The sequence below is a fragment of the Ruegeria sp. genome, from assembly GCF_965199275.1.
Taxonomy (GTDB): domain Bacteria; phylum Pseudomonadota; class Alphaproteobacteria; order Rhodobacterales; family Rhodobacteraceae; genus Ruegeria.
In genome coordinates this window covers 183,950-199,647 of the sequence record NZ_CBDAQX010000013.1, presented here as the reverse complement: position 1 = coordinate 199,647, position 15,698 = coordinate 183,950, and the positions used below count along the sequence as shown (strand labels likewise).

The following is a 15,698-nucleotide window of genomic DNA, read 5'->3' as shown; positions in this document are numbered from 1 at the left end:
CAGTCTGCCGTTCTATTGCGCGGCAGACAATCCGATAGTCAGCTGCTCCGCCGCTTGTGCAAAATCCGGGGCCTCGCCCGAGATCAGCACCGCAGCACGTAGGGCCACAGAGTCAGCCACAGGCGCGCCCGAGCCGGTTTCGATTGTACCCGCGATCTCGGTCAGTTCGGATTGCAGGGCGGCTGTGTCTCCATCCGCTCCCTCGGCCATAGCGGCCAGCTCGTCGCGGATTTCCTTCAACCGGTCCGAGTGATCGTCCAACGCCCCGTCATCGGGGCGGGTCTCAATATAGGTGCGGATGGCCCAAGCGGCCTTTTGGCCCAGCAGATCACCAAAGGCAGGCATCTTGGTGATACCGTTCTGGGTATAGCCCTCGCGGAAGCGTTCGATATACCACTCATCGCCGTATTCTTCGGCCTCGAGGTAGCGCAGGTCCGGAGCCAGGCCGCCCGATACGACGCCCAGACCGTGGCAGCGCGCGCAGTTCTGGTTGTAGCCGGAATCGCCGATTTCGATTGCAGCCTGCCAGACCTCCTCGCCCTGATCGCGATAGGGGTTTTCGATCAGCCATTCCTCGCTCACGTCGGGCAGGGCATCCGTATTTACCGGCTGGGGCGCGACATCACCATGTGCCAGCGCCATCCCCGCTGTCACCGTTGCCGCAAGCGCCGCGCTGTAAAAACCAAGACGCATCTCATCCTCCTATTGAAGCTTTCCCCGGTCATAGCGCAGGCAAATTCATCGCGACATTCGACCTTGGTTGCAGATGGGCAAAATCTGCGACTAAGGTCGAATGGCTTTCCCATTTTCGACCGGCTTTTACTTTTAGGGCCGGGGAGGAGGCGCAGAATGTTCAGATTTTCTTTTGTCCTTGCAGCCTTGGCGCTGGCATCTGGCGCTGCGCAGGCCGAGGTCGCGATTTCAGTGACCTATCTGCAGCAAGAGGTCGAGCGTCCTCCGGTGCTGTCCAACCTCGACCCGATTCCTGAAGACCTGGGCATGGCAGGGGCTGAGCTGGGTCTGGCCGACAATCTGACGACGGCGAAGTTCCTGGGTCACAAATATGATCTGACAGTGACCACGGTGCCCGAAGGTGGGGACTGGGTGCAAACCGCGCGGCAGGCCTTGGCCAATGGTCCCTTTGTCATTCTGGACGCGCCTGCGCAAGCGCAGCTTGAGGTCGCCGATCTGCCCGAAGCGGCGGGCGCGGTGCTGTTTAACGCCTCGGCCTCTGATCTGTCGCTGCGCGAGTCCGAGTGCCGTGCCAACCTGTTGCACACCTTGCCATCGGACGTGATGCGCACCGACGCTCTGGCGCAGTTCCTCGTCAAACGCCGGTGGGACGAGATCGTGCTGATCGCGGGCGAGCATCCGGGGGATCAGGCCTTTGCCGAGGCGCTGAAACGGTCGCTGCAAAAGTTCCGGTTGGAGTTGCAAGCAGAAAAGACATGGGTGTTCGATGCCGACCTGCGGCGCAACGCAGCGCAAGAGGTGCCGCTGTTTACTCAGGACTTCGGCGACTATGACGTGTTGCTTGTCGCCGATGAGCTGGACGATTTCGGCCGCTATATCCCCTTCAACACGTGGGAACCGCGCCCCGTTGCCGGGTCAGAGGGGTTGCAGCCCGTCACTTGGTCGCGCGTGGTTGAACAATGGGGCGCTGTGCAGATGCAGAACCGTTTTGCCGATCAAGCAGGGCGGGCGATGCGCCCCAAGGACTACGCCGCGTGGGCGGCCTACCGGGCCTTGGGCGAGGCGGTGACGCGTACACAATCAGATGATCCGGCGGTTCTGCGCGACTATATCCTGTCGGATGATTTCGAACTGGCCGGATTCAAAGGCCGCGCGATGAATTTCCGAGCCTGGAACGGCCAGTTGCGGCAGCCCATCCCTTTGGTCACGGATCGCGCCGTTGTGGCGATGGCCCCGCTCGAGGGGTTTCTGCATCAACGTACCGAACTGGACACGTTGGGCATTGATGAGGCCGAAAGCCAGTGTCAGTCATTTAAGGAGTAACAGCGATGAGACTAGCAGCACTTCTGGCAGCGACCGCGCTCTGCGCTCCAGCCACTGCGGATGAGATCTGGATCAGCAACGAAAAGGACGACACGCTCAGCGTGATTGACATCGAAACGCTCGAAGTGATCCGCACCATAGAGACCGGAGAACGCCCGCGCGGAATTACGTTCTCCAAGGACTACTCGGTTCTCTATATCTGCGCGTCGGATAGTGACTCGGTGCAGGTGATGGACCCGGAAACGGGCGAGATTTTGCATGACCTGCCCTCGGGCGAGGACCCCGAGCAGTTTGTGCTTCACCCCAATGACAAGCACCTCTACATCGCCAACGAAGACGACGCGATCACCACGGTGGTCGATACGGAATCGCGCACGGTGATTGCGCAAATCGACGTGGGGATCGAGCCCGAAGGGATGGCGGTTTCCCCCGATGGCAAGATTGCCATCACCACGTCCGAGACCACCAACATGGCCCATTGGATCGACACTGAGACGCAAGAGCTGTTCGCCAATACTCTGGTCGATTCCCGCCCGCGCCATACCGAATTCCTGAAGGACGGGACCGAGCTTTGGGTCAGCTCGGAAATCGGCGGCACCATCACCGTGTTCGACGTGGAAACCCAGACCGAAAAGGCCAAGATCGAGTTCGAGGTCGAAGGCGTCCACCCCGACCGGGTGCAGCCCGTGGGATTTGAGCTGTCCAACGGCGATGAGACCGCCTTTGTCGCGCTGGGGCCTTCGAACCATGTAGCGGCAGTTAATGCTGAAACCTATGAGGTTGAAGACTACATCCTCGTGGGTCGCCGCGTCTGGCACATGGATTTCAACGCCGACAAGTCGCTGCTGTTTACCACCAATGGCGTGTCTGGCGATGTGACCGTGATCGATGTGGCCAAGCGCAAACCGATCAAGACGATCAAGGTTGGGCGTTTCCCCTGGGGCGCGGCCTTCCGTCCGACCAACTGACAAGATTGAGGAGATTATAGAGATGAAGCGACTGATATGCGTGGCTGCGATGTTGGCTATGGCTTTGCCTGCAGCGGCTTTGGCTGACGATGATGATGACGACGGTTTTGGTCTGGCCGGAATTCTGTCGGCCAAGAACAAAGAAGACCTGCCTCCGATCACTCTCTCCGCTGGTGTGCCCTTGGCCGAGGCCCCATGGGAGCTTAAATCCGGCACCTATTATGAGTTCGAAATACAAGGCGACGGCAGTCAGGAACTGGCTCTGGTCGGGCCAGAGTTCTTCCGCGCGATCTGGGTGGATGAGATCGTGGTCGAAGGGTTGGAAATCCGGCCTTTGGGCGTCGACTCCGTTGAATTCGATGAGGCGGGCGAGATGGAAATAGGCTTTGTCGCGATCAAGCCGGGCAGCTACTATCTGAAAGTGCCGGGCAGCACCGGCGAAACGCAGCGGCTGGAGATTACCATTAAGTGACAGGGCTTTCGGTCCGCAATGTCAGCTACGCCTATGGCGACAAACGCACCCTTGATGACGTGAGCTTTCACGTCCCGCAGGGCGCGTTTTGCGCGTTGCTGGGGCCCAATGGCGCGGGGAAATCGACGCTGTTTTCCCTGCTGACCCGCCTGTTCACCTCCCCTCAGGGGGTGATTGAGGTGGCGGGGTTCGATATCTCGAAACAACCCCGTCAGGCTTTGGCACAGATCGGGGTTGTGTTCCAGCAGCCGACGCTGGATCTGGACCTCACGGTTCATCGCAACCTCAGCTATTTCGCGGCCTTGCACGGGCTGTCTGGTCGTACTGCCGAGACCCGCATCGCCGCCGCGCTGGAGCGTCTGGATATGGCCGAGCGTTCAAGCGAGCGCACCCGCGATCTGAATGGCGGCCACCGCAGACGGCTGGAGATTGCGCGTTGCCTGATCCATGCGCCCTCGGTCCTGTTGCTGGACGAACCGACGGTGGGGCTGGATGCTGCTGCGCGCAGCGCCATCACCCAACATGTGCATGATCTATCGGCACAGGATGGGCTGACCGTGTTGTGGGCCACCCATCTGACCGATGAGATCAACCCCGACGATCAGCTTGCCATACTGCATCGGGGGAAGATGCTGACACAAGGCACCTGCCGCGACATCACCGACGAACAGCCGCTGCAACAGGTATTCCTGTCGATGACTGGAGCCTCCGCATGACCGGCGCGCTGATCGCCCTGCGCGCGATCCTGATCCGGGAGGCACTGCGCTTTGTCCGCCAGCGAAGCCGGTTCATCGCGGCTTTGATACGCCCGCTGGTCTGGCTGATCGTCTTTGCTGCCGGGTTCCGTGCGGCCCTTGGCCTGTCGATCACGCCGCCCTATCAGACCTACATCACCTATGAGATCTACATCGTGCCGGGCCTCTGCGGCATGATCATGCTGTTCAACGGCATGCAAAGCTCGCTCAGCCTTGTCTATGACCGCGAGATGGGGTCGATGCGGTTGCTATTGACCAGCCCTCTGCCGCGATGGTGGCTGTTGTTCTGCCGTCTGCTGGCCAGCACCACGATCTCGATCCTGCAGGTCTATACGTTTCTGGCGGTGGCCGCGATCTACGGCATCGATATGCCGTGGTACGGATATCTGGGCGTCTTTCCCGCACTGATCATCGCCGGGCTGATGCTGGGCGCTCTGGGTCTGGCTTTGTCCTCGGCCATAAAGCAGCTTGAGAATTTTGCGGGAGTGATGAACTTTGTCATCTTCCCGATGTTCTTCCTGTCCTCGGCGCTCTATCCGCTGTGGAAGATGGCCGAAAGCTCGGCCCTGTTGCGTGATATCTGCGCGCTCAACCCCTTTACTCACGCAGTCGAACTGATCCGATTTGCGCTCTATGGTCAGTTCAACGGCCCGGCCCTTGGCTGGACCATCGTCGCCGGTCTGGCCTTTCTGGGCCTTGCGCTGTGGGGCTACGACCCGGCCCGCGGGATCAAACGCCCCGGTCGCTGAGCCGTCTACGACCATTGCAGAGGTGAAATGCGCCCCCCGATGCGCTATTATGCCTTTCAAACGGAGGGTTCTTTCATGATCCGTATCGCAATTGCATTGCTGTTTTTGGGCACAGCGGCCTCAGCCCAGACGGTCGAGGATGAGTACGGCACGCTCAACCCGCAGGACACGGGCTTTGGCAGCGTCATGAGCAATATTGACAATGGCGTCACCGATATGACGACCTGCGCAACCGGCTACTACATCACCAAGTCCGGCCGTCACGAGATGGCGCGCAAGCTGTTCGAAAGCTGCGCCAATGCCGGGTATACAGGCGCGATGACATGGATGGGGCAGTTGGACAATAACGGGCTGGGTGGCGACTACGATCCCGATGCCGCCGCCGCCTGGGACAAACGCGCCGCTGATCTGGGCGATCCGGTGGGCAAGTTTAACTACGGCCTCAACCTGCTGCGCGGCCACGGGGTGGCGAAAGACCCCGAGCTAGGCCGCGCTTATGTCGATGAGGCCGCAAGCGACGGCCTGAAAATCGCCAAACGTCTGCAAGATTCTGGCTATGATCCGAACGAGGTCACACCGGATGCAGATGAGTGGAAATACGCGCCCTTGTTCTGAGTTTAGTGAGGTAACGTAGTCGGGCGCTGGATAAGGCGCGAGCGCCCGATGTTGCAAGGTTTCCCAAATCGCAACCAACCTCTGATCAGTCGATCACGACCTGAGGCAACCAGTGACTGTCGGGATCGGACTCGTGGATGTCTTTCTCGGATACGGGCCTGAAATCTCCGTCTTCTGGTGGGGCCGATAGGATGCCCATATCCATTTCGTGCAGCTGTCCGACCAGACGGTCACCGTCGCGTTGCAGGCGGTAGTAGACCCCGTTCCACATATCAATGCCGTATTCTGTGGCGCCCTTGTGGATAAACAGCAGGTCGTATTCCAGATCGGTCAGATCATCGTCAGAGACCTCGCGCCGCAGAGCATAAGGGTAGGGGACATGGCACCAGTGTTTGTCCGCCCCCTCAAGGCAGCGAAATGGACGCATGGACAGGAAATGGTCTGCGAAGGGACCTGCGCTCAAGTCGATCTGATAGGCTGTGGCGTCGCCCTTGGGTTCGAAAGTCACCTTTCCGATCAATAGCTTGTTGCCTTCTCCGTCGACCAGAGAAATGGCCTTCTGCCCCGATAGAGGATCGGCCAACGTAGGCTGCGCGCAGATCAAAACCGCAGGGATAAACCAAGTGAAAAGCCGCCGCATGATAGCCTCGCGCATCAAAAAAGATGACCCAACCTAGTTGAAATCGCCCGTTTGCGCCCTACGACCAATGTGCAATTCCAACACCGGTGCCCGCCTGCGAATAATACTCTCGCCAACAATCCCGACGCGTCGGAGATTCGGCGTGGAGGAAAGACATAAGTCTAGGGAGGATACCGATGAACCGGTTTATCATGGCCGCCGCTGCGAGCATTGTCGCAACCGGCGCAGCCTATGCAGAAGTTACCGAAGACGATCTGGCCAATGACCAAACGATCACCACTCAGGTTGTGACCAATGGTATGGGTCGGCATTTGCAGCGCTACAGCCCGCTGGACATGCTGAACAAGGACAACGTCAAGAACCTGCTTCCGGCCTGGGCCTTCAGTCTTGGCGGCGAAAAGCAGCGCGGGCAGGAAACCCAGCCGCTGATTTATGACGGGATGATGTATATCACCGGGTCTTATTCGCGCCTCTATGCGATTGATCTGGAGACCGGCAAAGAGGTCTGGCAATACGATGCCCGCCTGCCCGAAGGCATTCTGCCCTGCTGTGACGTGGTCAACCGGGGTGCCGCCATTTACGGCGACAAGGTCATCTTCGGCACGCTGGACGCACGGATCGTGGCGCTGAACAAGGATACGGGCGATGTGGTCTGGCGCGACAAGATTGCCGACTACAAAGCGGGCTATTCCTATACGGCTGCCCCGCTGATCGTTGATGGTCTGGTCATCACCGGCAACTCGGGCGGTGAGTTCGGTATCGTCGGCGCGGTTCAGGCCCGGGACGTCAATACCGGCGATCTGGTTTGGGAACGCCCCGTGATCGAAGGCCACATGGGCACGCTGAATGGCGAAGAAAGCACCATGACAGGAGAGCTGAACGCGACCTGGCCCGGTGACATGTGGAAAACTGGCGGCGGCGCGACTTGGTTGGGCGGCTCTTACGATGCTGACACCGACACGCTGGTCTTTGGCGCAGGCAATCCGGCCCCGTGGAACAGCTGGCTGCGCAATGCGGGCACTCCCACCGAAGGCAACAAGGGCGACAACCTCTATGCCGCCAGCCGTATCGGAATCGACCCGAAAACCGGCGAGATCAAGTGGCATTTCCAGACCACCCCGCGCGAAGGCTGGGACTATGACGGTGTGAACGAAGTGGTTGCCTATACCGACCGCGAGGGCAACCAGCGCTACGCTACTGCAGATCGGAACGGATACTTTTATGTTCTGAACCGTGAGGATGGTGGGTTCGTCTCGGCGACACCTTTCGTCAAGGACATCACATGGGCCGACGGGATTGATGACACCGGCCGTCCGATCTTTGTCGAAAATAATCGCCCCGGTGATCCGGCCGCTGCGGCTGATGGCAACAAGGGTGAGGTCATCTTTGCCTCGCCGTCCTTCCTGGGCGGCAAGAACTGGATGCCAATGTCGTTCTCGCAGAACACCGGCAATTTCTATGTGCCTTCGAACGAATGGGGCATGGATATCTGGAACGAGCCGATCACCTACAAGAAAGGTGCCGCCTATCTGGGCGCGGGCTTTACCATCAAGCCGAACTACGAAGATCACATCGGCTCGCTCAAGGCCATCGACCCCGATACCGGCGAGTGGAAGTGGGAATATAAGAACGATGCCCCGCTGTGGTCGGGCGTGATGACCACGGCTGGTGGTCTGGTCTTCTTCGGCACCCCCGAGGGCGAGTTTATCGCGCTGGATGACGAAACCGGTGAGAAACTGTGGTCGTTCCAGACTGGCTCCGGCATCGTCGGTCAGCCTGTGACCTGGGAACAGGACGGCGAGCAATATGTCTCGATCATCTCCGGCTGGGGCGGTGCGGTTCCGCTGTGGGGCGGTGAAGTGGCCAAGAAGGTCAACTATCTGAACCAGGGCGGTACCTTGTGGACATTCCGCCTGCCGAAAGAGCTGGCCTCGGCGAACTGAGGCGGTTTCTGACCCTAAAGATCGCGCGCTCGGTATCCGGGCGCGCGTTTTCTTTGGTCTACGACCTTCCGCCAGTGTCGAGAACATTCTGAATTGTCCGGTGTAGGTAACATGCCAATTGTCCGCTTCAGTTGATTGCGCGGTGGCCCAATTCGGAGGGAGCCGTAGGCGACCGTAGATTTGGGCCACCGCGTTCGCGCCACGTCGAAGCGGGTCACGCGACTTTGTGTTTGCTATCCTCCTGTGTGATGGGTGATCCGTCAGGCTGGTAGCGGCCAATGCATCTCGGGCCGTGGAAGATGACCAGTTGACCATCGGGGTATTCGTGGACCCTGACCTTCGCCTTGACGAAATGATGACGGTGCCTGTCTGCCGCGATCTGCATGACCAGGCCCTTGTAGCGCACCGTATTGTCGTTGCCGACGACGCGGTCTTCCTGCACACACAGGGTGTCGCGCACATTGCCTGTAAACGGCACGAAGGCCGAGGTCGTATCCTCCGGCTCCCTTGCAAACAGGGCATTGTGTTCGGGAAGATAGACCTCTTTCAGGAACTGATTGGCCTCTTCAATGGTTGTGATCCCATGGGACCGCAGTTCCTGCGGCAATCGGTTCTGGAACGTGCCAAACATGCGTTCAGACCGTCCACGGGCCTGCGGTGAATAGGCCGGGATCAGCTCAATGCCGAGTTGCTGCAAGGCGCGCCCGACCTGGGTCAGATTGTCCTTGTCCACTTTGCCGCCCGCTTCGGGCGTATGCCAGTAATGAGAGCCCCGATCGGCATAGAGCGAGCAAAACAGACCTTGCGCCTCGATCACCTCTGTCAGCCCCTGAAAACTGCTCATCGTCCCTTCTTCCTCGACAAAGAATGCCGAATAAACCCGGTTGGTGGCATCGTCCATGGTGACGATCAGATCCCACCACTGACCCGGAACCCATTCATGGCTGGAGCCGTCCTGATGCAACATCATGCCAACCATCGGACGGCGGGGCCGCTTGCGCCGATGGGCACCTCGTCGGGGTGCTGCCTGAACCCGGCCGTGGCGCTGCAGTGTAAGCCGCACCCAGTTGTAGCTCTGTGTGAAACCATGGTGGGCCACCAGCTTCTCGTGGAAATGCTTCGGCGTGTAATCCCAGTACTTGGTATCAAACAGTTCAAGCATCTCCATGACCTTATCCGTGGCAACACGATTGTTGGCCAGTTTGCCAAGCCGACGGTCGTACAGACCTTCTGCACCATCCGCCTCAAATCGATCCTCCCAACGCCTGACGGTGCGCACGGATACACCCAGTATCTCAGCCGCCTGTTCTTGCGTCAGCTTGTTCGCGCTTCGCCGCGAATACACATCTTCAAACTTCATCAGTCGAACTTCCTGTAACACTTCTGCTCGGTTCATAACGCCTCCTCTCAGAGACAGAATAGAACCGGACAGATCGCATGTTACATACACCGGACATATCGCGTGTTAGCGACACTACGACCTTCCGCCAGTAGGCGTTTGCTGACGGTGTTGCTAGACTCAGAGCAAAGAGAGTTTCAATGCAAAGGCGACCTTGATGCTTGCAGAACCCGCCAGACAGACTGACTTTGAGAATGTTCTGATTGTCGACGATCACCCGCTGTTCTGCGACGCCTTGTCGATGACCCTGCGCAGCGTGGCCGAGATCGGCGAAATTCACACAGCAGACCGTCTGGAAAACGCTATGGAACTGGTGGCCAAAGGGCTGAAGCCGGATGCCGTGATGCTGGACCTAAACCTGCCGGATGTGGATGGCCTGGATGGTCTGGTGCGCTTGAAATCCGCGGCGGATGCGCCGGTTATCGTTGTATCCTCGCTGACCGACAACCGTGTGATCAGCCAGGTGATCAAGGCAGGAGCATCGGGATATGTCCCCAAGCATAGCCAGCGCGACGTGTTCCGCACCGCGTTCGAGACGGTGCATGCGGGGGGAATCTTTGTCCCCGATGGCTGCGTTCTGATCGAAGATGAGGAAGAGGATGAACATAGCGATGCGGTCAATCGGCTTGCCGCGTTGACCAATCAACAGGGCCGCATTCTGCAACTGATCTGCGAGGGTAAGTTGAACAAGCAGATCGCCTATGACCTGTCGATCGCCGAAACAACGGTTAAGGCGCATGTCACTGCAATCATGCGGAAACTTGGCGTTCAAAGCCGCACTCAGGCGGTTCTGATTGCCAAGAAAGCATCCTTTGCCAGCGTATTGCAAGAATAGGGTCAGATACTCTAACCTCTCAGCAATCGTCGGGCTTTAGGGAGGAGTCGCGATGAACCAAGCATTCGGATGGGCCAGCGCCCAGTCCGTCAGGCCAGGCATCGTAAAGACGGCATTTGCGGAATGCAGCGCCGACAGTGCAGTCAGGGAACTGTCCAAGTCGCTGGGGGATGACCCCATGGCGCTTATAATTCTGTTTGTCAGCCCCAATGCCGATGCCGCGGCGGTGATCGCCGAGGCTGAACAGGAATTTGCGCCCACGATGGTGGTCGGATGCACCACCGCCGGAGAGCTTGCCGAAGGCGGCTATAGCGAGGATCAGATCGTCGCGCTGGCCTTGCCGCGCTCACATTTTGAAACGCGCACCATTCTGGTGCCGGATCTGGATAATTTCAGCGCGCAAGACATCATTGCCGATATGATCCATAACCGAACCGCAATGATGCGCAGCTTTCCCTCTTGGGAAAACGAATTCACCTTTCTGATGATCGACGGGCTGTCCACGAAGGAAGACGAGCTGACATCCGAGCTGGCAATGGGGTTGGGGCCGGTGCCTCTGTTCGGTGGATCGGCAGGCGACGGGACCGAGTTCGGCCACACCTATGTTCTTCATGGATCACAGGCGCTGGAGAACGCAGCCATTTTGGTGCAGGTGCGAACCTCTTGCCCGATCAAGGTGTTCAAGACAGATCATCTTGTTCCGGCCGCGCAGCGTATGGTCGTGACCAAAGCCGACCCCGCCAACCGCATCGTTCAGGAAATCAACGCGGAACCCGCAGCGCGGGAATATGCGCGCATCCTTGGCAAAGACCCCGAACAGCTGAACCCCTTTACCTTCGCGGCCCATCCGGTCGTCGTCCAGATCGGAGGTCAGCATCATGTACGGGCCATTCAACAGGTCGCGGGCAATGGCGATCTGGTGTTCTTTTCGGCCATTGATGAGGGGCTGGTTCTGACCCTGGCCGAACCGCGCGACATGACGGTGCATCTGCGGGAAGAGATCGCAGCGCTGAACGAAAAGCAAAAACCCGATACGATCCTGGCCTGCGACTGTATCCTGCGGCGGCTCGAGGCGCAGGAGAAACAGAAGACGCACGAAATCTCGCGCATTCTGTCGGACAATCATGTGGTCGGATTCTCGACCTATGGTGAGCAGTTCAACTCAATCCACGTCAATCAGACGATGACCGGGGTGGCGATCTATCCGCCCGGGGACGACTAGCGGATGATCGAGCATCTGACCGACCCGCTGGATCCGATCGAACGCCAGAATGAAAAACTGCTGAAGATCGTCAAGGCGCTGATGCGCCGGGTCGAGGAATCTACCGATGCCTCGGGTGCTGCTTATGCGCAATTCCAACGCGCCGCCGTGTTGGAACAAGAGATCCGCACCCGCACGGATGATCTGGAGCGTGCTCTGGACCTTCTGAACGCATCCAACGCGCAATTGGCCAAGGCCAATGAGGAAACCGAAGCTGCTCGGGCCAATTTGGCGAATGCGATCGAGGCGGTGCAGGATGGCTTTGCCCTGTTTGGGCGTGATGAAAAACTGGTGCTGTGCAACAGCCGCTTCGGGTTACATATGCCCGATATCCAGGGCCGGCTGAAGCCAGGTCTGCGTTTTACCGAATATGTCGAGCTTGTCAGCCGGTCGAGCTCTCTGTTGCTGCCGGAAGGGGTTGCACCTGTGGACTGGGCCGAGCTTCGGCTCACGCGTCATGCGGACGACCATGTGGTGTTCAATGTGGGATTGAGCGGAAATCGCTGGATGCAGGTCTCGGAACATCGCACAAAGGACGCGGGCACAGTTATCCTGCAGACGGATGTGACCGATATCATGCGGGTCGAGCGGCTGGAGCGCGACCGCATCTTGGATGATAAATCGCGCCTGATCCGCGCCACGCTGGAACACATCGAACAGGGTGTCTGTATCTTCGACAACAAGCACCGATTGATTGGCTGGAACAACCGAGCCAGTGAGTTGCTGGCGATCCCGGTCGGGCAATTCCAGATGGGCACGCAGTTTGAAACGCTCTATGACCGGCTCGGTTCGAATATGAGTTTCCAACCGGGGATGAGCTGGGGTGATTTGTCCGACTGGACTAAGCGGGCCACCTCTCGGCGGCCCTTGCGGTTTCTGCTGCATCGGGGGCGGTCGAAAATCCTGTCTGTCTTTGCGCAGGAAATGCCCGACAAGGGCTATGTGATTTCATTCACCGATGTGACGGCGGAACGAAAATCGGCGCAGGCATTGCAGGACGCCAAGGAACTTCTGGAAAAACGCGTTGAAGCGCGCACCGTTGAATTGGCCGACGCGCTGGGCGAGGCGGAACGGGCCAATGCGTCAAAGTCCCGCTTTGTTGCCGCCGCCAGTCATGATCTGCTGCAACCTCTGTCCGCGGCCAAGCTTTATGTGGCTTCGCTGAAAAACGGGTTGGATCAGGCGGAAACGCATTATGTGGCCACAAAGGCGGAAAGTGCGCTCAATAGCGTGGAGCATATCCTTGAGGCACTCCTGGACATATCGAAATTGGATTCCGGCAGCGCGACAGTCCACCTCTCGACCGTGTCGGTTGGTGATATGTTCAAGCAGATGGAGGACGCTTTCCGCCCGGTTGCACAGGCCAAAGGATTGGAATTACGGGTGGTGCCGACCAGCGCGCTTGTGGCCAGTGATGCTAGCTACTTGAGGCGCATCCTTCAGAACCTGCTGTCCAACGCAATCCGTTATACCGACGCCGGCAAGGTTCTGGTCGGGGTGAAGCGGCGCAAAACCCGCGTGTCGATAGAGGTGCTGGATACCGGAATTGGCATCGCCGCCGATCAGCGCGACATGGTTTTTCAGGAATTCAAGCGGGTGCAATCGGACGCGAGTGCGGCCGAAGGCATGGGCCTTGGTCTTGCTATTGTCGAGCGCGCCTGCGGGTTGCTCAACCACCCGATTCATCTGCGCTCCGAGTTGGGAAAAGGAACGGTGTTCTCCGTCGAAGTCCCTGTGGTACAGGACCAAGGGCAGTTCAGCGAAGGCCGTCCCGCTGCTGCTGACAGGAAAACGGGTCAACTGGCGGATATGATCGTTCTGCTGATTGAAAATGACGCAAATCTCAGAAATGCGCTAACGCTGACGCTCGAGTCCTGGGGCGTTCACGTGCTGGAGTGTGGCAGTGAGGATCAGGCCGTGGACCTGCTGCGCGAGATCGGTATCACACCCGATGCTATCGTCGCGGACTACCAGCTGGATAACGGAAAAATCGGGACTGAGGCAGTGCGTCGGATCAGAGCGGAATTCAGCGATGTGCCCGCCTGCATCATCTCGGCCAACCGGTCTCCTGAGACAGCGGAAGAGTACCAGTCGAACGGGCTAGAGTTAATCCACAAGCCAATTGACGCCAAGGAGCTTAGACATCAGTTGGTCAGTTTGATTTCGAGTTGATCTTTGCACGGGTCTGCTCGCGGACCGTGAAAGCTAGATCTTGGCATTGATGTTGCTCAAGATCGACCCGCGCTGAACGAAGGGCAGTTGGGTTGCCGAATGCTGAGCCGGTTCGACTATGGGGAGTGATGCCTTGCTTGGCGTGAATTGGCGTTTGCTGAAATCGAGTATCCTGGCGCGTTTCTCTTTTGGTAACTTTGCCTGAATAAAATAGCGCTTAAGTTAAGGGCAATTGATTGTTTCTGAGTATCTCACTACGGTGCGCGCCATGACCCAGACAACGAAAACAATCGGCACGACCTGCTATCGCCATCTCGGCAATGAAGGGCTGGAAACCGCCCGGTTCGATGATGAAACTTTCCTGCGGGTGTCATCTGAGGCTGTCAGCAATTTGACCTCAACCGCCTTTGAAGATGTCTCGCATCTGTTGCGCCCCAGCCATCTTGCCCAGCTACGCGAGATCCTCGATGACACGGATGCTTCGGCCAACGATCACTACGTGGCGCTGGAACTGCTAAAGAACGCCGTGATCTCGGCCGAGCGAGAATTCCCAAGCTGTCAGGACACTGGAACGGCGATCATTCACGGTAAGAAGGGCCAGAACGTTCTGGTCCAGGGCGATCTGAACGCGGCGGTCGAGCAGGGGGTCAAGGACACTTGGGAAACGCGCAACTTGCGCTTTTCGCAAATGGCCCCTCTCAGTATGTACCGCGAACAGAACACCGGCACCAACCTGCCTGCGCAGATCGACATCGAGGCGCTCAGCGGGGATGCTCTGGAGTTCCTGTTCATGGCCAAAGGGGGTGGCTCGGCCAACAAGACGTTTTTGTTTCAGGAAACAAGGCGACTGCTGGAACCCGAACGGATACTGGCGTTTTTTGATGAGAAGATACGGACTTTGGGTACAACGGCTTGCCCGCCATACCATCTGGCAATTGTCATTGGGGGGCTGTCGGCTGAACATTGTCTGAAAACGGTCAAGAAAGCCTCGGCCAAGGAATTGGATGATCTAGCCACGACCGGTAGCCCCGATGGGCGTGCCTTTCGCGATCTGGAGCTTGAGGCGCAGATACTGGAGCTGACCCGCAACATGTCGCTGGGTGCCCAGTTCGGCGGAAAATATTTCTGCCATGACGTGCGCGTCATTCGTCTGCCGCGTCACGGAGGAAGCCTGCCGGTTGGCATGGGTGTCAGCTGCTCGGCGGATCGCCAGATTAAGGGGCGGATCGACCGGAATGGGATCTGGGTCGAGCAGTTGGAACATGATCCGGCTCGGTTCCTGCCCGCGCAGGATGTCGCGGCGCAATCCGCAACTCGGATCAATCTGGATCAGCCGATGGATGATATCTGTGCCGAATTGTCCAAGCTGTTCGTCTCCAGCCCGGTTTTGCTGTCTGGCACCATGATTGTCGCGCGCGATCTGGTGCATGCCGAACTGGCCCGGATGATCCGAGAGGGTCAGGAGTTGCCGGACTACATCCGCGATCACCCGGTCTACTACGCGGGCCCTGCCAAGACGCCCGAAGGGTATGCCTCAGGCTCGTTCGGGCCAACCACAGCCGCGCGGATGGACCCCTATGTGCCGGAACTGCAGGCGCTGGGCGCGTCCCGTGTGATGATCGCCAAGGGCAATCGCGCGCCCTCGGTCGTGCAAAGCTGCAAGGAGCATGGCGGGTTCTTTCTGGGCTCGGTCGGCGGGGCGGCGGCAGTTCTGGGCAAGGACGTCATCAAAAACATCGAAACGCTGGATTTTCCCAACTTCGGGATGGAGGCCGTCTTTCGCATAAAAGTCGTAGATTTCCCGGCATTTGTGATTATTGACGACAAAGGAGGAGACTTCTTTACCCGCAAACCCGCCTTCTAGCGCACAGGA

The 15,698-nt window shown here is 58.5% G+C and carries 14 protein-coding genes; 11 read left to right on the top strand and 3 right to left on the bottom strand.

Annotation, left to right across the window (positions count from 1 at the left end):
• Positions 1-12: 12 nt before the first annotated feature.
• Complete coding sequence (pedF, locus tag ACOERD_RS09070) at positions 13-693, bottom strand: cytochrome c-550 PedF (protein WP_170549083.1); 681 nt, start codon at positions 691-693, stop codon at positions 13-15.
• Positions 694-849: 156 nt separating this feature from the next.
• Here pedF and ACOERD_RS09065 point away from each other — a divergent pair, with 156 nt between their 5' ends.
• The 6 genes from ACOERD_RS09065 to ACOERD_RS09040 all read left to right on the top strand — a co-directional run bounded on the left by ACOERD_RS09065 (position 850) and on the right by ACOERD_RS09040 (position 5,575).
• A complete protein-coding gene (locus ACOERD_RS09065; RefSeq protein WP_419738800.1) occupies positions 850-2,016 on the top strand; it encodes an ABC transporter substrate-binding protein in 1,167 nt (388 codons plus the stop codon).
• A 5-nt stretch (positions 2,017-2,021) separates the two neighbouring features.
• The gene (locus tag ACOERD_RS09060) at positions 2,022-2,984 is read left to right on the top strand and encodes a YVTN family beta-propeller repeat protein (RefSeq protein WP_419738799.1); all 963 of its coding nucleotides are present in this window, start codon (positions 2,022-2,024) and stop codon (positions 2,982-2,984) included.
• A 22-nt stretch (positions 2,985-3,006) separates the two neighbouring features.
• Positions 3,007-3,456: a hypothetical protein gene (locus tag ACOERD_RS09055; protein WP_170467203.1), complete on the top strand. Its 450-nt coding sequence runs from the start codon at positions 3,007-3,009 to the stop codon at positions 3,454-3,456.
• The gene (locus tag ACOERD_RS09050; protein WP_419738798.1) at positions 3,453-4,172 is read left to right on the top strand and encodes an ABC transporter ATP-binding protein; all 720 of its coding nucleotides are present in this window, start codon (positions 3,453-3,455) and stop codon (positions 4,170-4,172) included. The genes ACOERD_RS09055 and ACOERD_RS09050 overlap by 4 nt, the downstream gene beginning before the upstream one ends.
• The gene (locus ACOERD_RS09045; protein ID WP_419738797.1) at positions 4,169-4,960 is read left to right on the top strand and encodes an ABC transporter permease; all 792 of its coding nucleotides are present in this window, start codon (positions 4,169-4,171) and stop codon (positions 4,958-4,960) included. Before ACOERD_RS09050 ends, ACOERD_RS09045 begins: the two co-directional genes overlap by 4 nt.
• A 75-nt stretch (positions 4,961-5,035) precedes the next feature.
• The gene (locus tag ACOERD_RS09040) at positions 5,036-5,575 is read left to right on the top strand and encodes a sel1 repeat family protein (protein ID WP_419738796.1); all 540 of its coding nucleotides are present in this window, start codon (positions 5,036-5,038) and stop codon (positions 5,573-5,575) included.
• A gap of 85 nt (positions 5,576-5,660) precedes the next feature.
• On the opposite strand, the gene ACOERD_RS09035 is transcribed toward ACOERD_RS09040, so the two are convergent.
• Positions 5,661-6,158 (bottom strand): hypothetical protein, encoded by a 498-nt coding sequence (locus tag ACOERD_RS09035; protein ID WP_419738795.1) that lies wholly within the window; start codon positions 6,156-6,158, stop codon positions 5,661-5,663.
• Positions 6,159-6,391: 233 nt separating this feature from the next.
• On the opposite strand from ACOERD_RS09035, the gene ACOERD_RS09030 reads away from it, so the two are divergent.
• A complete protein-coding gene (locus ACOERD_RS09030; RefSeq protein WP_419738794.1) occupies positions 6,392-8,158 on the top strand; it encodes a PQQ-dependent methanol/ethanol family dehydrogenase in 1,767 nt (588 codons plus the stop codon).
• 214 nt (positions 8,159-8,372) lie between these two features.
• Here ACOERD_RS09030 and ACOERD_RS09025 read toward each other — a convergent pair whose 3' ends face one another.
• Positions 8,373-9,554 (bottom strand): ISNCY family transposase, encoded by a 1,182-nt coding sequence (locus ACOERD_RS09025; protein WP_419737600.1) that lies wholly within the window; start codon positions 9,552-9,554, stop codon positions 8,373-8,375.
• Between the two features lie 160 nt (positions 9,555-9,714).
• Between ACOERD_RS09025 and ACOERD_RS09020 the strand changes: the two genes are divergently transcribed.
• The 4 genes from ACOERD_RS09020 (at position 9,715) to ACOERD_RS09005 (ending at position 15,689) form a co-directional block, all read left to right on the top strand.
• Positions 9,715-10,392 carry a response regulator transcription factor gene (locus ACOERD_RS09020; RefSeq protein WP_170378656.1) on the top strand — a complete coding sequence of 226 codons (678 nt, stop codon included), beginning with the start codon at positions 9,715-9,717 and terminating at the stop codon, positions 10,390-10,392.
• A 52-nt stretch (positions 10,393-10,444) separates the two neighbouring features.
• Complete coding sequence (locus ACOERD_RS09015) at positions 10,445-11,614, top strand: FIST N-terminal domain-containing protein (RefSeq protein WP_419738793.1); 1,170 nt, start codon at positions 10,445-10,447, stop codon at positions 11,612-11,614.
• A 3-nt stretch (positions 11,615-11,617) separates the two neighbouring features.
• Positions 11,618-13,825: a PAS-domain containing protein gene (locus tag ACOERD_RS09010; RefSeq protein WP_419738792.1), complete on the top strand. Its 2,208-nt coding sequence runs from the start codon at positions 11,618-11,620 to the stop codon at positions 13,823-13,825.
• A 268-nt stretch (positions 13,826-14,093) separates the two neighbouring features.
• On the top strand, positions 14,094-15,689 hold the full coding sequence (locus ACOERD_RS09005; protein ID WP_419738791.1) for a FumA C-terminus/TtdB family hydratase beta subunit: 1,596 nt from the start codon (positions 14,094-14,096) through the stop codon (positions 15,687-15,689).
• Positions 15,690-15,698 lie beyond the last annotated feature (9 nt).